Origin of the sequence: Salmonella sp. 32020114201800008SM, assembly GCF_017572025.1 — a bacterium.
Taxonomy (GTDB): domain Bacteria; phylum Pseudomonadota; class Gammaproteobacteria; order Enterobacterales; family Enterobacteriaceae; genus Salmonella; species Salmonella enterica.
Window position 1 is genome coordinate 33,852 of record NZ_JAGEQM010000003.1, and the last position, 21,027, is coordinate 54,878.

Sequence of the window (21,027 nt, forward strand, 5' to 3'; positions counted from 1 at the left end):
CTGCCTGGCCTGATAGCTTTTCCATTTTTCACTGTGAGGTATCTGCGCACTACACTGGATAGTAATTATTCATTATATGAGGCGGTTAAGGATGGGGCAGGATTCGGACGACAGGCGCCGTACTTCCAGTGCTGGAAGGATATGGCAGGATCATAAAGATATGGTCACGCAAGCGCTACGTGTAAGTATTCCGTGGTTCACATTTGTGAATATCAGTTTTGCGCTTATAATTTTATTTCGCCACATACTCATCAGTGACTTTGACAAGTCGATCAGTGCACAGACTGGAATACTGCCTTTAATAGACGATATTATGGGCAGTATTATTATTTTTTCGTTCCTGATACTCCTTTTCATTTACCGCCTTCCGGCCAGATTTACTCCTCTTTGTCTGGTGATGCTGCTGATTCTCAGTCTGATGTGGAGCTATTGTAGCTACTGTTTTATTGTCTGGTGGCAACTGCCTTTTGCCTGGCCTCTCAGTGTCATCCTTATGCTTACCGCGCTGGCTGCGCTTTATTATCATCTGCCAGCGTTGCTACTTTTCATCGTCCCGTTATGGCTGACCGCCCTGCTGGCCAGTGTGCAGCTTAACCAGTATGTGAATATCCGGTTTTTATTAGTCTGGCTTACTCTTACCGCCATACTCATTTATGGTCGCTTTATCCTGCAGCGCTGGTTTGATGAAGCCTGGTTGCGTTACCAGGAAAACCGGATGCTTATCGCGCGTCTCGACGTTATGGCTCACCAGGATGCACTGACCGGGACCGCTAATCGACGTTCAATGGAAATTTTTCTTGGGGATGCTCTCCGCCAGACGGAGCCGTTTGCACTGATCATGCTCGATGTGGACTATTTCAAAAACTATAACGACCATTATGGTCACCAGGCTGGCGATGCCTGTCTGGCAAAGGTGGCCGGGGTAATGAAGAGGTCGGTTCGTACTCCGGCAGACCTGGTGGCACGTTACGGGGGCGAGGAGTTTGTCGTTGTGCTGCCTTCGTCGTCGCTGAATGAAGCTGCACTGGTTGCTGAACGTATTCAGACAAACCTGCGTGAAACCGCAATGCCGCATGCAGCATCTGCGGTTAGCGAAACGGTCACCGTCAGTATGGGCATCACCCTTTCCACAGCCGGTGACACTGTTACCGGCATTATTGCCAGAGCGGACGAGGCCCTTTATCGGGCTAAACAACAGGGACGTAATCGTTGGGTAAAGTAAAACCAGTTGCCCGGTGTTTGATACAGATGATCACCTTGCCATACTCAGATAATTAAAACTGAATATTTGGAAGCAAAAAAGACAGTCGGACTCACGGAACCTTTGCGCTGGTACAGCCTGAATATCAGATAAAATTATGTCCAGCCGCAGACAACCAGTTGACAGTGGAATATTCCTGGTGTTGTGAACAAGGCGACATTCACAACACGACTGTGCTCACGGAATTCAAATGCCGAACGGGTGATTACGATATTCGCTACCTCTGCAAAGTTATATTATTCGATTTTCATGCAGATTTCGCCTCCCGGTGATGTCCCCGATAAAATGCCAGTACCCTTTGCATCGTCACGCTGTTCCGGCACTCCGTACAGATAACGTTTCTGGTCCGGTCGTAGGAACTCACGACACCTTCCGGCGTTTTCAGAAAGCGGGTAATCCTGGCATCTTCACGTTTCTGCTTCCAAAGCAGGAAAGCCTGTTCCGAAGGAAAAATACCGCTTCTCCCGGCCTGATACAGATCCCCACAACTTTCCGCCTTTTCCAGGTAGTGGCGGGCTGTAAAAATGGTTAACCCTGTTATCTTCCGCAGCTCTCCAAACGTCATCCGACCGTGTGTTCGTACCAGTTCCGTCAGGCGCTTCTGTATTTCAGCTTTCTGCGCCGGTGTGTAATTTCTGCTCATAAATCCCCCCTGTTAAAGCCTTCCCGCCGCCTTACGCCGTCTGAATTCTTCCATCATCAGTTGTGCCGGGGTTGGCCCTGCAGGATGACGCGGCGCTGCCAGTTGACGGCGTACCGGCGGTATGCTGAAACCATTACCGACGTGTTTTGTCCACTTCGCCAGTAACCGTTCTGCAAGTCGTTTCAGTTCGCCTTCCGTCATCTGGTGCTCAACGCCCGTTCTGCGCATCTCGGTGCAGATGTGATACAGAACCGGCTGAGGCCACGGATATTTATCACTGCCGGAGTAGCGCCAGGACTCGTTACGCCAGTGACGATATTCCGCCAGCACCGCATCGGCTGTGAGACCAAACGCATTAGCTCCGCTTTCAGAAACCAGCGAAATAAACTCAGCCAGGTCCGGCGGCCATGTCTCAGCCGCCCGGCATCGCTCCATACACTGCTGACAAATCAGCCGGATTTGGCGCTCAGTCATCGCCCCAATCTGGGCCACCCACAGCTTCGAAGGCGCCGCGCCATTCTTCTGCGTCCATCGGTTCGAATAAATTTCCCCCATGACTTCCCAGAGTCGCCAGGCCGTCTCCGTCGCTGGCGATCCCGTTTTCGCGTTCCCACTGCACGCGGGCTGCCCTGATTTGCTGTACTGCCCGCGATGCGGTGCTGTCTGGCTGGATTTCTGCATGGCTTTCTCCCCTGCTGGCTGGTTTCGCCTTTGCCCTGACGTGGTTTACGTGACGGGCGAATTTTTGTTCCCACTGGATTTGTGTGAACACCTTTCCCTCCGACGTCCAGTAATCCCTGAACGCGACAAGCTCCGTAGGTAAATACTCCGGCTCTGGTAACGCAACGCCCCACTGGGCGGCCCGTTGTCGGAAATCCAGCGAGGGATGCCAGTCATCCATCATTGAGAATTTCCCGATCGGCTCGTTCAGGCCTTCCCGGTATTCCGGTTCAGTCACGACAGGCTGTTGCATAATTCCAGGCTGACTAACCGGAGCACTCGCGCGCGCACGCGCGTTATGTGTGGGGTTTAATTCTTTTAGATCTATATCTTTATTAGTTCCCTTTTTGTTGGCTTCCTGTTTAAACACCGAACCAACACCTGTTGAACATGTGTTACTTCCACTGGCGGCCTGCGTTTTCTTCCTGTTCCTTCTGGACTGAACAGATGCTTTCCCTGCTGCCGACTTTTTCGCCAGAACATCCCTGACCGCAGCGAGATCATTCTCGATACGCTCATGAATCCATTCAGTGCCGTTATCAATGAAAAATTCTCTCAGGGACTCTTCCACAGCCCCCCAGCGTTCACTGCTAATCCGAGCAATTTTTGCCAGCCTGCTTTTCGGGATAGCTCTTCCGGTCTGCCAGTAATTGAACATCAACAACAAATAGGCTCCATGCTCCTCGGCAGAAAGGTGCATGGTGTCCGCCAGATAATCAGCGATGTAAAGCTGCATGTATGGAAGTGTGGCCATAAAGCCTCTCTACGCTCTTTTCCGGGCGATCTGAAAACATAAAAAATTACTCACTGGTCATGTCTCTGGTACTGCTGGCGATAACCGCTACGTAACGCCTGTAACGCATATATGGCCTCGTCACACTCCCGCTCAAAATCCGCCAGCGGCGCGCCAAGAAGTACCGCGCTTGCCACTGCGGTTTTTTTAAAAGCTGTAAAAGCAGGTACTCAATGCTCTGCCCTGCCGTTATTCGTTTATGCAGTTCCGGCGCACTTTTGCGGATCGCCTCCAGAATAGCGGGGATCAGCGCAGAGAATTTCTCGCAGTGCTCCGCCGTTTCCCGTTTCCGCCAGCGCTGAAAAATGTTTATCCGGTTACGGCGCCATGCGTCGTAATCCACCGTTCCGTCGTCACGCTCGATACGGTGAACCGCTATTTCCGGTCGCGCCGGCTGCTCCAGGAATGCGCGGGTGATCAGTTGCGTGGCGGTTTCCTGGGTTATCTGTAGATATGCCAGCCATGACGATAACGCCTGACTGGCTGTTTCAGGGGTGATCATGGTTGTTCACCTTCGCTAATATGGTTCTGCTATCGTTCACATGAGGCGGGAAAACATCATCAAGAACACAGCGAGATCCCAGATGGTTAAGTGTGGCAACAATTTTTCGGCACTCCTCCAGTCCGGGTGTGCGAAAATTTGCTTCGTAGTTCGCCAGACGGCTCTGTATCCATCCCAGGTGAGTCGCAAACTGCCGTTGAGATAGCCCCAGTTGCTTTCTGTATGTTGAAATTTTGTTCATTTAAAACCTCCGCCAACAATTCTAAACACAATATGTGTTGCATGGTCAAGTTGTTTTGTGTTTTGCGTAAATCACGCATCGTGATAAAAGGGAGCCATGAGAAAAGAAAATGAAAAAATTGCCGCCAGCCGGCTTAATGATGAGATCGCAATGCGCCTCAAGGGGCGCAGACAAAAGCTCGGCCTGTCTCAAGGTAAACTGGCTGAGATTTGTGGATGGACTCAGTCACGCATAGGAAACTATGAAGCAGGAAGTAGAAATGTTGGGGTGTATGATGCAGTTGTACTTGGTGAAGCACTAGGTATTTCCCCACCCGAACTTCTGTTTGGTGAAAAGGACTCCTCGCAGGCATGGCTAAGTGATCAACATAAAAAATTACTTGAGTTATTCAATCAGTTACCAAGCTCAGAGCAACAACGAATGATTGATCTCTTTGAGGTTCGTTTAAAAGAGATTGATGACTATGTTGAAACGTATCTAAGAAATCGCCTTAAAAACTCAACTCAACCACCAGAAAACTAACTTAAGACTTGACCTGAATAGTTTAAAACCTGCCACTGGCGGGTTTTTTATTGCCTCAAGCCCAGCAGAACGCCCTCCCTCAACCAAAAACACATTATGTGTTGACAATTACACGTCATTCCGTGTTTAATGAATTCATCAAGACAACGCCAGACCAGATAACAGCCGGACAATACCAAGAGTTATCCCGCTGCTGAGTCGGGCTAAGTAGCCAGCCTGAGGCATACGAACATGACGGCAGTTGTTGTTAAGTAACAAGCGCAGTAGATAAAACGTTCCGCCGCCGGGCGTTAAGCGGATGAGGGGAAAATGAAAGCAATCGACTTAGGCAACAATGAATCTGTGGTTTATGGCGTATTTCCCAACAATGACGGTACGTTTACCGCCATGACGTTTACCAGAAGCAAAACTTTCAAAACTGAAGCTGGCGCACGACGCTGGTTAACAAGAAATCATTGCGAGTAAGAGCCAGACAGGAAACCGGATTCAGAAAAGCATCCGGCGCAACACGAAAGCGCACTACGCAGAACCTTCCCTTGTCAGGACTGTCGTTTAATCCACTGCGACAGTGCGCTTCCGGTTGCGAGTGGAACCCGTGACATTGCTGTGTGTAGCCTTTGGCGGTACCAGTTCATTCCTTTCTGGTTTCCGCCCTTTTTGAAGCGAATTTTGTGGTGTGGTGAATGCGGCTAAGCGCACGCGGCACAGTTAAAAAGACATAACGGTCCTTCATGTTGTGGGTGGAAATAGTAGTCGGCGGTAATGGTTAACTGGTTATCGTCACCTGGAGGCACCAGGCACCGCACCAACAAAATTCGCTTATAAACAGGCAAAGAGGATAAAACGATGATACCTGTCATTACACCTCGTTCCGACTGGATGCGCAGTCCGGCTAAACAGCAGACTGCAATAAACAGAAAGCCGGGCTTGATTCGTAAAATTTATACTCTACTCACCCAGAAAGGAGACCCGACATTAATTAACTGCGCATATTGTCAGAAAGCAATACCGGAAGAGACCGCATACGAATATGAACTGATATATATGCACGGAACGCTTATTTCACGTAAAAAACAAAAATATTGCAGTAAACGCTGTGCCAGCCATGACCAGATGGCACATGAACTTTAATTAATCATTTACTGAAACAATAAAACTATGCCAGCAATGGCAGGGATTCACTCAACCTGAAAAAGGAAATAAAAATGAAAAATACAACGCCTGATGTAGCAGTATTACAGGAACTAAAAGAACTCACCAGCCGTATATTTAAAATATGCGAGCAAAACAATATGCCGGTAGTTATTGGCTATTCATACGAGTTAAGCAGAAACGAAGATGGCTATTCAATAAATAAATCAATAACTGCATATGCAGATGAAAAAACAGGGGCATGGGACTCCACTATAGCCGCAGCAGCCATGTTGCTCAAAGTGAAAGACGTCCCCCGGGAGGTTATTGGTGCATTGAAGAGCTTGTCTGTTGCCAGTGATTTTGCACGGGCGATGTCTGAGGCCTCAAAGGAAAAAAGCCTGCATTAAATGCAGGCGCTTCCCCGGCTTTACATCCCGGCGATGCTGAGGTGAGCGACCAGACCCACCAGAGACATGACCAGTGAGCACCCGGAGAGGATTTTCACTGGCAAAACGATTTTAATCTTAACTGAGGTTAAAAAACAATGAGCATTAAGCAGGAAGAATATTCATTTTATTACAAGGTTAAAAATGAAAGTGCCAGGAAACGCCTCGGCTTTAAAGCCGGTTTTTTCTGGTGTACAGCTAAAAAGCAGTCACTCGCCCTCTCCCGTGGCGAACTGGCTATGGATGCTGCCGGATTTGATGAAGCTGATTTTGCCAGACCTGTACGCGTACATTTTCCGGTAGAAAATGACATTCCTCCCGAGGGTGTCTTTGACACTAAATTTTGTGAAAACCGCGAACCCGGTGGCGAAGACGGCAAAACCCTGACACTTATCCCCGGCGCAGCTTCTGCTGTTAAATCAGATGAAACAGAACGCGCCGACGGTGCTGGCACTCCTGCCGGAGAAAACGGCATACAGGAATCTCATAACCCGCCAGCAAACCCTCAACTGACCGTGGTTGCGACACTGCCGTTCCGCCATCGCGTTCTGGCACAGTATATTGGCGATGGAGAATATCTTTATCACGTCGATACAGGCCAGAAAAAAGAAATCGCGTGTCTGGAGATGGATACTCAGAATACCACTGTCCAGAACCTGATACTCGCCGCAGAAAATGTAGAGCCGTTCAAAAAAGCTATCGAGCACGATATTCACAAAGCAGTGAATGCGTATAAACAGGTATTTCCTGTCGATGGAAAAGTGCCTGAGTTATGCACCACTATTAAGTTTTTTAAGGAATGGTTCAGTGCTGAACACATTAACCGCGGCCTGCTGGTTAAGGAATGGGCTGAACGCCTGAAGAATAAACCTGCACCCGTTAAAAAAACCGGGCCACATAAAGTAATTGTCGACGACGTAAATAAGCCAGAGCGTCCACGCCGTAGCGAAAAACCGACACACAGAACGATTAACTATGAGCTCGCCTGTGGTTTCTGTGAGGAGCTGGATCTGAATAACCTGCGTCCTGCAATGGATTTTGCAAAACGTATCATCGCCGAAGACCGGGAAGACTGGAAGCGAATGTCGATGACAGTGGGCATTATCCCCGACATCAAAGGCTACGACCGACAGACCATTATTGACCTGGTACGCAAAGCGCCAAAGGCCGTACATAACGGTAATCCTGATCTTCGCCGGACGTGGTGCGAAAGCTTTCTTGCCGTTCATGGTGTTCGCGATCCGGACTGGTACGAATATGCGCCTGATAACACCCCAACAACCCATGAAGAAAATGCGGCAAGGCTTCGTCAGGCGGGTAAATGTCTGCGGGATATTGAGGCAGGGAGATTTCAGTGTGATGAAGAAAAACCACAACCGGCAGGCGAACTGGCAGATGAACCAGCAACGCCTGAAGCAGTGGAACAGGACACAACTGAACATCATCCGGACCCGCAGCCGCTGGAGAATGAGCCACCTGTAAGCCAGACAGAAGCAGGCTACCAGAAAATACGGGCAGAACTGTACGAAGCACGTAAAAACATTCCACCCAAAAGCCCGGTTGATGTTGGTAAACAACTGGCAGCCGCACGCGGTGAATACGTCGAGGGCATCAGCGACCCGAACGACCCAAAATGGGTGAAGACCGGGACAAGCCAGCCGACCACCGAACCTGAACTGGTTAAAAATGTTGGCAACGGTATTTTCGACGTGTCCGCTTTAATGCAGAACTCATCAACTCATGGCACAGAAACGAATCCGGAGATCACCAGCAATGTGCAGGTTCAAGAAGCTGACAGTGATGAAAAACAGGCTGGTGATGCGGTGCAGGCAGGCGAAGGCGATCTGGGTACTGGTAAAGAAGCAGTTACCGTAGAGGCTGAAACGCACCAGAACAACGATTCTGTGAGCCAATCTGAACCTGAGGCGCAACAAAACGTACCGGAATCGCAACAAGAAGAGCCAGAAGCAGCCTGGCCGGAATACTTCGAGCCGGGCCGCTATGAAGGTGTACCAAACGAGGTTTACCACGCCGCCAACGGGATCAGCTCAACTCAGGTGAAAGATGCTCGCGTGTCGCTGATGTACTTTAACGCGCGTCACGTAGAGAAGACTATCGTCAAAGAGCGCTCTCCAGTGCTTGATATGGGCAACCTGGTACATGCTCTGGCTCTACAGCCGGAAAACCTCGAAGCGGAGTTCAGCGTAGAGCCGGAGATCCCTGAGGGTGCTTTCACCACCACCGCCACCCTGCGCGAGTTCATCGACGCGCACAACGCCAGCCTGCCAGCGCTGCTGAGTGCTGACGATATCAAAGCGCTGCTGGAAAAGTACAACGCCACCCTGCCGTCGCAGATGCCGCTTGGAGCTTCGGTAGATGAAACCTATGCATCGTATGAGCAGCTTCCCGAAGAATTCCAGCGCATTGAAAACGGCACCAAACATACAGCCACGGCGATGAAAGCCTGCATCAAAGAGTACAACGCCACCCTGCCCGCGCCGGTTAAAACCAGCGGCAGCCGTGACGCGCTGCTGGAGCAACTGGCAATAATCAACCCTGACCTGGTCGCTCAGGAAGCGCAAAAATCGTCGCCGTTGAAAGTATCTGGCACGAAGGCCGATCTGATTCAGGCCGTGAAATCAGTCAACCCGGCAGCGGTATTCGCCGACGAATTGCTGGATGCGTGGCGGGAGAACACCGAAGGGAAAGTGCTGGTCACCCGCCAACAGCTCAGCACCGCGCTGAACATTCAGAAAGCCCTGCTGGAGCACCCGACCGCCGGCAAATTGCTGACTCACCCAAGCCGCGCTGTCGAGGTTAGCTATTTTGGGATTGATGAGGAAACCGGGTTGGAAGTTCGGGTACGCCCTGACCTTGAGCTCGATATGGGCGGCCTGCGCATTGGCGCCGACCTGAAAACTATCAGCATGTGGAACATCAAGCAGGAAGGCCTGCGTGCGAAGTTGCACCGGGAAATCATCGATCGGGACTATCACCTGAGCGCGGCCATGTACTGCGAAACTGCGGCGCTGGACCAGTTTTTCTGGATTTTCGTCAACAAAGACGAGAACTACCACTGGGTCGCCATCATTGAGGCGTCTACCGAGTTGCTGGAACTTGGCATGCTGGAATACCGCAAAACAATGCGAGCGATAGCAAACGGCTTCGACACTGGTGAATGGCCAGCGCCTATCACAGAAGACTACACCGACGAACTGAACGATTTTGATGTGCGCCGCCTTGAAGCGTTGCGCGTACAGGCATAAGGGGAAAATCATGGAAAACACAAATATTGTTACCACTGAGCAGCAGGCACCAAACACCATTTCTGCCAGTAACGCAATTTTTAACGTTCAGGCACTGGGTCAGTTAACAGCTTTCGCTAACCTGATGGCAGACTCACAGGTGACGGTACCGGCACACCTTGCAGGGAAACCAGCCGACTGTATGGCTATCGTCATGCAGGCTATGCAATGGGGCATGAACCCTTACGCTGTGGCTCAGAAAACACACCTGGTTAACGGTGTTCTTGGTTACGAGGCACAACTGGTCAACGCAGTAATCGCAAGCTCCAGTGCCATTCATGGCCGTTTTCATTACCGCTATGGGGGTGACTGGGAGCGCTGCACCAGGACACAGGAAATCACACGCGATAAAAACGGTAAAAATGGGAAGTACACCGTCACTGAGCGCGTTCGTGGCTGGACGGATGAGGACGAGATCGGCCTGTTCGTTCAGGTTGGTGCCATTCTGCGAGGTGAATCTGAAATCACCTGGGGAGAACCTCTTTACCTCTCCGGCGTTGTTACCCGCAATTCTCCGCTATGGGTTTCAAACCCTAAACAGCAAATTGCCTATCTGGGCGTTAAATATTGGGCTCGCCTGTACTGCCCGGAAGTGATCCTCGGCGTGTACAGCCCTGATGAGGTTGAGCAACGAGAAGAACGCGAGATTAACCCTGCTCCAGTCCAGCGCATGAGCGTACAGGAAATCACCAGCGAGGTTAGCACCAGGACCAGCGCGCAGGAGTCGGCAGCTAACGTTGATGCTGTTGCCGACGATCTTCGCGAACGCATTGATACAGCAAGTTCCGTTGATCAGGCAAAAGCAATCCGTGCGGATATCGAATCACAGAAAGCGTTGCTGGGTACTGCGCTGTTCACCGAATTAAAAAACAAAGCAGTGAAGCGCTATTACCAGGTCGATGCACAGAACAAAGTCGAGGCAGTGATCAACTCAATTCCAAACCCTGGCGAACCGGAAGCCGCAGAGATGTTTGCTAAAGCTGAAAGCACGCTTGGCGCTGCTAAACGTCATCTTGGCGACGAACTGCACGATAAGTACCGCGTCACCCTGGACGATATGAAACCGGAATACATCGGCTAATTGCATCGGGAGGGGTTACGCCCTCCCGCCTGAGGAGGTTTTATGCGCCTTATAAATCGCAGTAAGCAATCGCCATTGGGCCGTCGCGCATGTGATGTTGCACTGGCGGCGCATCATGAAAAGTTCGGCGATTACGGCAGACAAAAGCACGTTACCAATTACACCGTTGTAGTGGATGGCGTAAAGGTGCCTGTTGAAGTAGTTAACCGGGCCACCAGCTACGTAGCCACCGCAATGATCGGCGTCCGGAAACTTAGAAATCTGCCAGCACAGGCAAACTGAATATTAGCGATGGCCCGCTGCGGGGCCACTGGAGAAAACGATGAGCAACATTATCCAACTGACGCCAAACAAGTGGGTTAGCGAAAAAGTTCTGATTGCGGTTACCGGGCTTAAGCCCGGAACCATTACCCGCGCCAGAAAAGAATCCTGGATGCTGGGCCGCGAGTACCTGCACATTTCACCAGACGGAAATCCGAAGCCTTCGAGCGAATGCATATACAACAGAGAAGCCGTTGATCAGTGGATCGAGGCGCAGAAAAAAAATCAACCAGGTGCGAAGACAACATGAAAAGCAGTACACTCGTCAATGCTCCTGGACGTCAGGAGGGATTAATGGCTAATGCATCATACCCGACAGGCGTCGAAAACCACGGCGGTTCGCTCCGCATCTGGTTTCTGTATAAAGGTAAACGTGTCAGGGAAAACCTTGGTATCCCTGACACTGCAAAAAATCGCAAGATAGCTGGCGAACTGCGTTCTTCGGTTTGTTTTGCGATAAGGATGGGGAATTTTAACTATGTGGAAAAATTCCCAAACTCACCGAACCTTGCCCGGTTCGGTCAGGATAGAAAGGAAATTACTGTGCTGGAGCTTACCGAAAGATGGTCCGAGCTGAAGAGAATGGAGATCAGCTCTAATACCATGAGTAGGTACGAATCTATCATAAAAAACATGCTTCCACTCATCGGCGAAAACAAAATGGTTTCTGCGGTGACTACTGAGGATTTGCTGTATGTCAGGAAGGAGTTGCTGACGGGCTTTCAGGTAATGAAGAAGGATCACCGGACTCAGGTTAAAGGCCGGAAATCGTCCACAGTGAATAATTACATGATGCTGATGGCCGAGATCTTCCAGTTTGGAACAGATAACGGCTATGCAAAGGAAAACCCGTTTAGCGGAATTAACCGTCTCAAGAAAGCGAAAGGGGAACCAGATCCACTCACGACAGACGAGTTCATCAGGTTTATCCAGGCATGCGGACACCAGCAGATGAGAAATCTCTGGTCACTGGCAGTCTATACCGGAATGAGGCATGGGGAGTTGTGCGGTCTGGCCTGGGAAGATATCGATCTGCATGCCGGGACGATCATTGTGAAGCGCAACCTTACCCAGACGGATGAGTTCACCCTGCCAAAAACCGACGCAGGTACTGACAGGGTGATATATCTCATTCAACCAGCTATTGATGCCCTGAGGAATCAGGCCCAGTTGACACGCCTTGGCCGGCAGTTTGAGGTTGAAGTGAAGTTGCGGGAATATGGACAATCTGTCATTCAGCCCTGCACGTTCGTATTCAGCCCTCAATGCGTCAAACGTGGACCTCGCACAGGATATCACTACGCGGTTAATTCCATTAATAAAATTTGGGCCCCGATAATCAAGCGTGCCGGCATTCGTTACCGTAACGCGTATCAGTCACGACATACCTATGCATGCTGGTCATTATCAGCTGGTGCTAACCCAAACTTTATAGCAACGCAGATGGGGCATACCGATGCACAGATGGTTTACAAGGTGTATGGAAAGTGGATGTCAGAGAAGAGCGCAGAACAGGTTTCTCTGCTCAACCAGGCACTTTCCCGCTATGCCCCATCACTGCCCCAAAGCATGGTAGCAGCGCAGTAGAAATCCTTAAATTCAAGGGGTTAGCAGTCGCATCGCTACATTTTTATAACATGGGGCACGAAATGCGCTCGACCCTAAAGACAGCTTATGGTGTGATCGGGGTTCAATAAATCGCTAAACAAGGTATACTCCAGCGGTTTTCTTAGTTGTTTATTGTACTAAACGCTCCCGTGAGAGGACGCAACAGCGCACCTATGACACAATTCGCTTCTCCTGTTCTGCACTCGTTGCTGGATACAGATGCTTATAAGTTGCATATGCAGCAAGCCGTTTTTCACCACTACTATGATGTGCAGGTAGCGGCTGAGTTTCGTTGCCGTGGCGACGACCTGCTGGGTATTTATGCCGATGCTATTCGCGAGCAGGTGGACGCGATGCAGCACCTGCGCCTCCAGGAGGACGAGTTCCAGTGGCTCTCCGGCCTGCCCTTTTTTAAACCGGATTATCTGAACTGGTTACGCGAGTTTCGCTATAACCCAGCTCAAGTCTGTGTCACCAACGATAACGGCAAGCTGAATATTCGCTTAACCGGCCCGTGGCGTGAAGTCATTATGTGGGAAGTGCCGCTGCTGGCCGTGATCAGTGAGCTGGTTCATCACTACCGCTCGCCAAACGCGGGTGTTGATCAGGCGCTCGACGCGCTGGAAAGTAAGCTGGTTGATTTCACTGCGTTAACCGCCAATCTCGATATGTCCCGCTTCAACCTGATGGACTTCGGCACCCGCCGCCGTTTCTCTCGTGAAGTGCAGCAGGCGATAGTTAAACGTCTCCAGCAGGAGTCATGGTTCGTCGGCACCAGCAACTATGATCTCGCGCGTCGCCTGGCGCTGACGCCGATGGGCACTCAGGCGCACGAATGGTTCCAGGCGCATCAACAAATCAGTCCGGACCTGGCGACCAGCCAGCGTGCCGCGTTGGCCGCCTGGCTTAACGAATATCCGGACCAGCTTGGTATCGCATTGACAGATTGCATTACAATGGATGCGTTTTTACGCGATTTCGGCATTGAATTCGCCAGCCGTTATCAGGGGTTACGCCACGACTCAGGAGACCCTGTCGCATGGGGCGAAAAGGCGATTGCCCATTATGAAAAGCTGGGGATTGATCCGCTGACAAAAACGCTGGTCTTTTCAGATAACCTTGATCTGCAAAAGGCGGTCGAGCTCTATCGCCATTTCGCCTCTCGCGTGCAGTTAAGCTTCGGCATCGGTACCCGCCTGACCTGCGATATCCCTCAGGTAAAACCGCTCAATATCGTGATTAAACTCGTGGAATGTAACGGAAAGCCGGTGGCTAAACTTTCCGACAGCCCCGGTAAAACGATCTGTCATGATAAAGCGTTTGTGCGCGCGCTGCGTAAAGCGTTCGATCTCCCGCAGGTGCGTAAAGCAAGTTAACCATGCCTGTGCGAAGCGCCCGGAAAGTGGGCGCTTTGTTACTCTTCTGACCATCTTACCTGTTCTGGCCGCGATGGTGACTATTCTTCCCCTTCACTCTTCGACATATTTACGTGCGTAATTTGCGTTGTTTTTTCAGAATTAGTGTCCCGCTGTGTACGCGTTCTGAATAAATTGAATTCGCTAATAAATTCTTTACGCAGCAAGAACAGAGCAATTACGTTGGGGATAACCAGAAAACCGACAGCAATATCAGCCATTAACCAGATTACCGGGATTTCCATATTAACGGCAATCAGTGGCGGCAAAAAATATAGCCATTTAATGATGCGTTCTAGCTTATCGCCAAAAATATAGTTTATCGAAGTGCGAAATTTAATATATGAGCCAAGATAAGAAGTAAACAGAATCAACGCCACACCGAGACAGAGAACCTGAACAATAATCGGATGCCATGTTTCTTTTAAGGCGGCAAAGATAATCTGAATACCTTGATAACTGGCGTCTGTCCACATACCAGAAGCAAGTACAGCAAATGCAGTAAAGTTACAGGTAATCATTGAGACAAAAAAAACTTCCACTGCCCCCCACATTCCCTGACGGAAAGCGTAATCCACGTTGGCAGTAGCATGTACTGTGGCCGAGGTACCCATGCCGGCTTCGTTAGTGAATATTCCGCGACTGGCTCCTTTACTGATGGCCATCATGATGGTTGACCCGACAAAGCCACCGGCTGCTGGCGCAGGGGCAAAGGCATAATAGAAAATACTTTTTATAACCTGTGGGATAGCCTCGATATTCAATACCACTACACCAGCGGCACCAATGAAATAGGCAATGGTGATCGGTGGAAGTGCAATCGTACAGAATTTACCAAGACTGGAGAGTCCTTTTAAAATAACCAACGCGCCTACGATGACAACAAATCCTCCGATGACGCTTGTTGGGATGTCAAACGTATAGTGAATGACCGCCGCCATCGTATTAGTTTGCACAAAACAGGCATCCGTAATAACCAGAATCATTAATGCAAACGCATATAATCCTGCCAGGGGATGCCATTTTTTATTGAGCCCTTTCTTAATATAATGCATTGGGCCGCCATAATATTCGCCATTCTCACCTTTACTTCGGTATTTCACCGCCAGCGTCACTTCAACCATTTTGGTCATCATACCCACGACCGCAATGATCCACATCCAGAAAATTGCCCCAGGCCCGCCAACCGCAATAGCCGCAGCAACACCTGCGATCGTTCCCGCGCCTAATGAGCCGGATAGCACAGTGGCAGCCACCTCTATTGATTTTAAGGATTTTTTAGACGCTGCCTCGCCAGTAGTGTTTTGTTTATTTTTTCCGGCAAGTGTACCAATTGTATTACGGTAAATTTCTTTTAAATTGATAATCTGGAAAAATTTGAGGCGTACTGTAAAATAAAAACCAATGCCGATGACACACAAAAATAATGGGCCACCCCATAGAAATTCAAAGAGTTGTGAAAGTTGCTCTAACATAATGACCTCGGATTTAAATTAATTCGTTCAGTCTCAGAAATAATCTTTCCAGTTCAGCGTAATCCTGAATTTTGCCAACAACACTAAACTGGAAAGTCAGCGGGTAGGAGCATCCCTTACTCACTAAATGCCGTTTTAATGGTATATTGTTATAAAGTATTGCTTCCTGCATTAGGTTTATTATGCGTATAAAAAACGCATTTTTTACATGCTACCTTTATTATCTAATTTTTTAGTCGTAATGTTTAAGCACTGCGTCCGTTCCAGACTATATCTTCATAAATATCTGGGGACGTATCGCCTTCGGTACTAATAAGCAGAACATGAGCACTGGCATCAAGCTGTAAGCGATTAGCAAGATCCTGATAATGCATATTGTTCATCAACTCATAAAGTAATCCTACGCCAATAGCTCCGGACTCGCCGGAAATAAAAGGCGTATCCGTACCTGGACGCGGCGCGGCAGAAATACGCATACCCTTAGCCGCCAGACAGTCATCAGCGGAAATAAAACAACTGGTGTTGTCCCGAATAATAGGCCAACTGATAATATTCGGCTCCCCACACGCAAGCCCGGCCATTATCGTCGCCATATCGCCAGTGACGCAGTGAGGTTGACCATCATCCATAACTGCGGATTGATAAAGACAGTTGGCCTGATGCGGCTCAACCACAATAATATTAGGGATATTTTCCTGCATTTTTTCAACAAAATAACCCATAACACTGCCAGCAAACGATCCCACCCCCGCTTGTAAAATAAGATGGGTTGGCAACGGACTGTTTGTTTCTGCGAGCTGCTCATAAGCTTCAACCGCTAGTGTCATATAGCCTTGCATAATCCACGTTGGGATCTCTTCATACCCTGTCCAGGCTGTATCCTGCAAAAGCACCCAGCCTTTTGTTTGCGCCATTCTATGGGCCAGTCGCACTGCATCATCGTAGTTCAGATCGGTGATGGTGCATTCAGCTCCATGATGACGAATATTCTCTGCCCGGATTAACGATGATCCCTTAGGCATATAAACGACGGCTTTTAGACCTAATTGCTCCGCCGCCCACGCCACACCACGGCCATGATTGCCATCCGTCGCGGTAACAAAAACACAATCTTTAATTTTTTCTTTAATCTCAGGAGTATTAAGGGCAGCAAAACTTAACGAGTTAATATCACATTGCAATTTATCAGCGAGATATTTTCCTACAGCATAAGAGCCGCCCAGACCTTTAAAAGCATTCAGGCCAAAACGCCAGGACTCATCTTTAATATGGATGGACCCTAGTCCAAGCCGCCGGCTTAGATGCGCCAGATTATGTAACGGCGTGACGGCATAATTGGGTAATTTTTTATGAAATGCTAACACCTCATGCCCAACATTTCCGTTAAGCAAACTTAAGGCCGCTCCTGTACCATATTTTTTCCGACGTGTATTAAACTGATATTTAATAAGCTCATGCATAATGATACCTTTTGTTAAAGTTTATTTATTGAAATAATATATTTTTGTCAATTATTGAGTAGAAACAAGCAAAGAACTCGCGTTTTGTGGCTGTAGTAGTGGTTATCCTCACTTTAATAAACGTACTGATAAAAGAGTCGCACAATATCTATTACGTCCTTTTCTTTATTCCACTGATTATGATAGTACTATGCTTATTGCTGTTAAATGGCGCGAAAATGCCCATCGTCGTGCAATTTTCACCTTTTTTTAACGGCCTGGACGCGGCAAAATTGCGCACAGTGATAGTCATCACATTAAAGAGGTTATTTGCGATATGAAGCTTGACGCCTGGGATAAAAACATTCTGACATTATTGCAGCGCGATAATCGTCTTTCTCAGCGGGAAATCGCCGAACAGGTCAATCTTTCACCTTCGGCAGTGAATCGTCGTATCGCGGCACTGGAGGAGGCGGGCATAATTAAAGGCAATGTCAGCCTTATTGATGCTGGCAAAGTGGGACGCCCGGTCATGATTGTGGTGCAGGTGGTGATCGAAAACGAGCGATTCAATTTACTGGAAGAGGCTCGTCAACGGTTTGTCAGTTGCCCGCAGGTGCAGCAGGTCTACTACGTAACGGGCGATTTCGACTTTTTACTGGTGCTCAATGTTCGTGACATGGCGGAATATGAAGCGCTTACCCGTGAGCTTTTCTTTTCCTCAGGCAATATAAAGTCTTTTAAAACGATTGTCGTGATGCAAAACGCCAAGCAAGAGATGCGCGTCCTGATCGAGTAACGTGCGCAAAGCTTGCAAAACCAGCCTAAATTCTCAATGGTTCGCGAGCAGGTGCGAACTTTTTACAGGTTTCTTTCTGAAAACCTGCTTCCAGATGCGATTTCTGCTTGTCTGATTGCAGATGCCAGGTAACATAGGAATACCCCCATTTCGGGTGGACAAGTGTTTATTTTTTCCGACTATTAACTAGAGAGAATATTATGAGCGTTGTGCCTGTAGCCGACGTACTCCAGGGCCGCGTAGCCGTTGACCAAGAAGTCACCGTGCGCGGATGGGTGCGTACCCGCCGAGATTCAAAAGCTGGCATCTCCTTCCTCGCCGTTTATGACGGCTCCTGCTTTGATCCTGTACAGGCTGTCATCAATAATTCTCTGCCCAATTATAATGAAGAAGTATTACACCTGACGACAGGCTGCTCCGTGGTAGTAACAGGTAAGGTTGTCGCGTCGCCGGGACAGGGGCAAAGTTTCGAAATCCAGGCCACGAAAGTAGAAGTCGCAGGCTGGGTGGAAGATCCGGATACCTACCCGATGGCGGCAAAACGCCATAGCATTGAGTATCTGCGTGAAGTCGCGCATCTGCGCCCGCGCACCAACCTGATTGGCGCGGTAGCGCGCGTCCGCCATACTCTGGCGCAGGCGCTGCATCGCTTCTTCGATGAGCAGGGTTTCTTTTGGGTCTCCACCCCGCTGATTACCGCTTCCGATACCGAAGGCGCTGGCGAAATGTTCCGCGTCTCAACGTTGGATCTGGAAAACCTGCCGCGTAACGACCAGGGCAGAGTAGATTTTGACAAAGACTTTTTTGGCAAAGAATCATTCCTGACCGTCTCCGGCCAGCTCAACGGTGAAACCTATGCCTGCGCGCTGTCCAAAATCTATACTTTTGGGCCGACCTTCCGCGCGGAAAATTCCAACACCAGCCGCCACCTGGCGGAGTTCTGGATGCTGGAGCCGGAAGTGGCATTCGCCGATCTGGAAGACAACGCCCGTCTGGCGGAAGCCATGCTGAAATATGTCTTCAACGCGGTTCTGGAAGAGCGTGCGGATGACATGAAGTTCTTTGCCGAACGCGTGGATAAAGACGCTATCGCTCGTCTGGAGCGTTTTGTCTCTACCGACTTCGCTCAGGTGGATTACACCGATGCGGTCGCCATTCTGGAACGCTGTGGTAAGACATTTGAAAACCCGGTGTTCTGGGGCGTCGACCTCTCTTCCGAACACGAACGTTATCTGGCGGAAGAGCATTTCAAAGCGCCGGTAGTGGTGAAAAACTATCCGAAAGAAATTAAAGCGTTTTACATGCGCCTTAACGAAGATGGCAAAACCGTGGCGGCCATGGATGTGCTGGCGCCGGGAATCGGCGAAATCATCGGTGGTTCCCAGCGTGAAGAGCGTCTGGATGTGCTGGATGCCCGTATGGCCGAAATGGGGCTGAATAAAGAGGATTACTGGTGGTATCGCGACTTGCGTCGCTACGGTACTGTACCGCATTCCGGCTTTGGCCTGGGCTTTGAACGCCTTATCGCTTACGTCACGGGTGTGCAAAACGTGCGCGATGTTATTCCGTTCCCACGGACCCCACGCAACGCCAGCTTCTGATTTTTACGTCACACTCAAGGCCAGCTATGCTGGCCTTTTTTTTCGCCTGAATGTCAGTTTTATTCTCAATAAGTAAATAAATTTAATTACAACCCTCTGAATTACAACATCTTGTTACTGTATATTTCACGAAAATATTTACACATAAAAATTAATCCTTAATTTTATTGCGGATTAGATTTTTCTGCTCTAATAGCACAATTTTTCACCACAATTACGGACATCAAGACTTCTAAATGGCTATTTTTATGAAATAGCTCGTCTGCTGCTTTTTCAGGCACAACGGTGCCACAAGCCAATAATTACAATAAAATCATAGTGATAAAATAAAAACGATCAAATCAAAGCGAGAACTCAAGGGAAGTTTGACGTTGTTCACAAAGTTCCGCAAAAATAACATTTGTTTACATATTTTTTCCTTTTGAAACTAAATCTTTATATTTGTAGCACTTTCACGGTAGCGAAACGTTAGTTTGAATGGAAAGATGCCTGTCAGACACATAAAGACACCAAACTCTCATCAATATTTCTGTAAAGTTTTATTGACGAAATTTATTGACGGCAGTGGCAGGTGTCATATAAAAAAACCAATGAGGGTAATAAATAATGATGAAGCGCAAAATCCTGGCAGCGGTGATCCCTGCCCTGCTGGCTGCTGCAACCGCAAACGCAGCAGAAATTTATAATAAAGATGGTAATAAGCTGGATCTGTACGGTAAAGCCGTGGGTCGTCACGTATGGACAACGACCGGCGATAGCAAAAATGCCGACCAGACTTATGCCCAGATTGGTTTTAAAGGGGAAACGCAGATTAACACCGATCTGACCGGTTTCGGTCAGTGGGAATACCGTACTAAAGCAGACCGCGCTGAAGGCGAACAGCAGAACTCGAATCTGGTCCGTCTGGCTTTCGCGGGTTTGAAATACGCGGAAGTGGGTTCAATCGATTATGGTCGTAACTACGGTATCGTTTACGATGTTGAATCCTATACCGATATGGCCCCCTACTTCTCCGGCGAAACTTGGGGCGGCGCCTATACTGATAACTACATGACCAGCCGTGCTGGCGGTTTGTTGACCTACCGTAACTCTGACTTCTTTGGTCTGGTGGACGGTCTCTCTTTCGGTATCCAGTATCAGGGTAAAAATCAGGACAACCACAGCATTAACTCTCAGAATGGCGATGGCGTAGGTTACACCATGGCATATGAGTTCGACGGCTTTGGCGTCACCGCAGCGTACAGCAACAGCAAGCGTACTAACGATCAGCAGGATCGCGATGGTAATGGCGATCGCGCAGAATCGTGGGCCGTTGGCGCGAAATATGATGCAAACAACGTCTACCTGGCTGCCGTATATGCTGAAACCCGCAATATGAGCATTGTTGAAAATACGGTTACCGATACCGTGGAAATGGCAAACAAAACGCAGAACCTGGAAGTGGTCGCTCAGTACCAGTTTGACTTCGGCCTGCGTCCGGCAATCTCGTATGTGCAGAGTAAAGGTAAGCAGTTGAACGGCGCCGACGGCTCGGCCGATCTGGCGAAATATATTCAGGCGGGCGCGACTTACTACTTCAACAAAAACATGAACGTATGGGTTGACTACCGTTTCAACCTGCTGGACGAAAACGACTACAGCTCCAGCTACGTTGGCACCGACGATCAGGCGGCTGTCGGTATTACTTACCAGTTCTGATCAGCAGACCCCTTTGTTTTATG

21 protein-coding genes are annotated in these 21,027 nt (G+C 49.1%); 14 read left to right on the top strand and 7 right to left on the bottom strand.

The window, feature by feature from the left end:
- The first annotated feature begins 91 nt into the window (after positions 1 to 91).
- Positions 92 to 1,222, top strand: a complete 1,131-nt coding sequence (locus tag J4613_RS09540) for a GGDEF domain-containing protein (protein WP_023139984.1) — start codon at positions 92 to 94, stop codon at positions 1,220 to 1,222.
- 286 nt (positions 1,223 to 1,508) lie between these two features.
- On the opposite strand, the gene J4613_RS09545 is transcribed toward J4613_RS09540, so the two are convergent.
- Genes J4613_RS09545 through J4613_RS09565 form a run of 5 tightly spaced genes read right to left on the bottom strand, consistent with a single transcriptional unit; the run spans position 1,509 to position 4,160 of the window.
- On the bottom strand, positions 1,509 to 1,904 hold the full coding sequence (locus J4613_RS09545; RefSeq protein WP_000089415.1) for a DUF977 family protein: 396 nt from the start codon (positions 1,902 to 1,904) through the stop codon (positions 1,509 to 1,511).
- Positions 1,905 to 1,916: 12 nt separating this feature from the next.
- Positions 1,917 to 2,459 (bottom strand): replication protein P, encoded by a 543-nt coding sequence (locus J4613_RS09550; RefSeq protein ID WP_157872077.1) that lies wholly within the window; start codon positions 2,457 to 2,459, stop codon positions 1,917 to 1,919.
- Positions 2,371 to 3,378 carry a DUF1376 domain-containing protein gene (locus tag J4613_RS09555; RefSeq protein WP_001524722.1) on the bottom strand — a complete coding sequence of 336 codons (1,008 nt, stop codon included), beginning with the start codon at positions 3,376 to 3,378 and terminating at the stop codon, positions 2,371 to 2,373. Before J4613_RS09555 ends, J4613_RS09550 begins: the two co-directional genes overlap by 89 nt.
- 46 nt (positions 3,379 to 3,424) lie before the next feature.
- The gene (locus tag J4613_RS09560) at positions 3,425 to 3,919 is read right to left on the bottom strand and encodes a hypothetical protein (RefSeq protein WP_001524723.1); all 495 of its coding nucleotides are present in this window, start codon (positions 3,917 to 3,919) and stop codon (positions 3,425 to 3,427) included.
- On the bottom strand, positions 3,906 to 4,160 hold the full coding sequence (locus J4613_RS09565) for a helix-turn-helix transcriptional regulator (RefSeq protein ID WP_001033909.1): 255 nt from the start codon (positions 4,158 to 4,160) through the stop codon (positions 3,906 to 3,908). The genes J4613_RS09560 and J4613_RS09565 overlap by 14 nt, the downstream gene beginning before the upstream one ends.
- 96 nt (positions 4,161 to 4,256) lie before the next feature.
- Here J4613_RS09565 and J4613_RS09570 point away from each other — a divergent pair, with 96 nt between their 5' ends.
- The 10 genes from J4613_RS09570 to pncB all read left to right on the top strand — a co-directional run bounded on the left by J4613_RS09570 (position 4,257) and on the right by pncB (position 13,953).
- A complete protein-coding gene (locus J4613_RS09570; protein WP_001224472.1) occupies positions 4,257 to 4,682 on the top strand; it encodes a helix-turn-helix domain-containing protein in 426 nt (141 codons plus the stop codon).
- A 309-nt stretch (positions 4,683 to 4,991) separates the two neighbouring features.
- On the top strand, positions 4,992 to 5,147 hold the full coding sequence (locus J4613_RS09575; RefSeq protein ID WP_071992601.1) for a DUF1391 family protein: 156 nt from the start codon (positions 4,992 to 4,994) through the stop codon (positions 5,145 to 5,147).
- 381 nt (positions 5,148 to 5,528) lie between these two features.
- Positions 5,529 to 5,813, top strand: coding sequence for a YdaE family protein (locus J4613_RS09580; RefSeq protein WP_000613374.1), 285 nt, complete (start codon positions 5,529 to 5,531; stop codon positions 5,811 to 5,813).
- A 74-nt stretch (positions 5,814 to 5,887) separates the two neighbouring features.
- Positions 5,888 to 6,223 (top strand): hypothetical protein, encoded by a 336-nt coding sequence (locus J4613_RS09585; RefSeq protein ID WP_000799632.1) that lies wholly within the window; start codon positions 5,888 to 5,890, stop codon positions 6,221 to 6,223.
- Positions 6,224 to 6,360: 137 nt separating this feature from the next.
- Entirely contained in the window at positions 6,361 to 9,528 is a 3,168-nt protein-coding gene (locus J4613_RS09590; RefSeq protein ID WP_111742391.1) for a RecE family exodeoxyribonuclease, read from the top strand.
- A complete protein-coding gene (locus tag J4613_RS09595; protein WP_001539618.1) occupies positions 9,491 to 10,648 on the top strand; it encodes a RecT family recombinase in 1,158 nt (385 codons plus the stop codon). The genes J4613_RS09590 and J4613_RS09595 overlap by 38 nt, the downstream gene beginning before the upstream one ends.
- A gap of 42 nt (positions 10,649 to 10,690) precedes the next feature.
- Complete coding sequence (locus tag J4613_RS09600; RefSeq protein WP_001237031.1) at positions 10,691 to 10,930, top strand: DUF4060 family protein; 240 nt, start codon at positions 10,691 to 10,693, stop codon at positions 10,928 to 10,930.
- Between the two features lie 40 nt (positions 10,931 to 10,970).
- Complete coding sequence (locus tag J4613_RS09605; protein WP_000065276.1) at positions 10,971 to 11,219, top strand: excisionase family protein; 249 nt, start codon at positions 10,971 to 10,973, stop codon at positions 11,217 to 11,219.
- A gap of 44 nt (positions 11,220 to 11,263) precedes the next feature.
- Positions 11,264 to 12,556 (top strand): site-specific integrase, encoded by a 1,293-nt coding sequence (locus J4613_RS09610; RefSeq protein WP_001262307.1) that lies wholly within the window; start codon positions 11,264 to 11,266, stop codon positions 12,554 to 12,556.
- 194 nt (positions 12,557 to 12,750) lie between these two features.
- Positions 12,751 to 13,953: a nicotinate phosphoribosyltransferase gene (pncB, locus tag J4613_RS09615; protein WP_208293653.1), complete on the top strand. Its 1,203-nt coding sequence runs from the start codon at positions 12,751 to 12,753 to the stop codon at positions 13,951 to 13,953.
- A gap of 80 nt (positions 13,954 to 14,033) precedes the next feature.
- On the opposite strand, the gene J4613_RS09620 is transcribed toward pncB, so the two are convergent.
- The gene (locus J4613_RS09620; RefSeq protein ID WP_111742392.1) at positions 14,034 to 15,467 is read right to left on the bottom strand and encodes a sodium:alanine symporter family protein; all 1,434 of its coding nucleotides are present in this window, start codon (positions 15,465 to 15,467) and stop codon (positions 14,034 to 14,036) included.
- Between the two features lie 245 nt (positions 15,468 to 15,712).
- Positions 15,713 to 16,927, bottom strand: a complete 1,215-nt coding sequence (gene dpaL / locus J4613_RS09625) for a diaminopropionate ammonia-lyase (protein WP_000544852.1) — start codon at positions 16,925 to 16,927, stop codon at positions 15,713 to 15,715.
- Positions 16,928 to 17,243: 316 nt separating this feature from the next.
- Between dpaL and J4613_RS09630 the strand changes: the two genes are divergently transcribed.
- The 3 genes from J4613_RS09630 to ompF all read left to right on the top strand — a co-directional run bounded on the left by J4613_RS09630 (position 17,244) and on the right by ompF (position 21,004).
- The gene (locus J4613_RS09630) at positions 17,244 to 17,705 is read left to right on the top strand and encodes an Lrp/AsnC family transcriptional regulator (RefSeq protein WP_079951479.1); all 462 of its coding nucleotides are present in this window, start codon (positions 17,244 to 17,246) and stop codon (positions 17,703 to 17,705) included.
- Between the two features lie 200 nt (positions 17,706 to 17,905).
- Entirely contained in the window at positions 17,906 to 19,306 is a 1,401-nt protein-coding gene (asnS, locus tag J4613_RS09635; RefSeq protein WP_000117870.1) for an asparagine--tRNA ligase, read from the top strand.
- Positions 19,307 to 19,912: 606 nt separating this feature from the next.
- A complete protein-coding gene (gene ompF, locus J4613_RS09640; RefSeq protein WP_000977709.1) occupies positions 19,913 to 21,004 on the top strand; it encodes a porin OmpF in 1,092 nt (363 codons plus the stop codon).
- Positions 21,005 to 21,027: the final 23 nt, after the last annotated feature.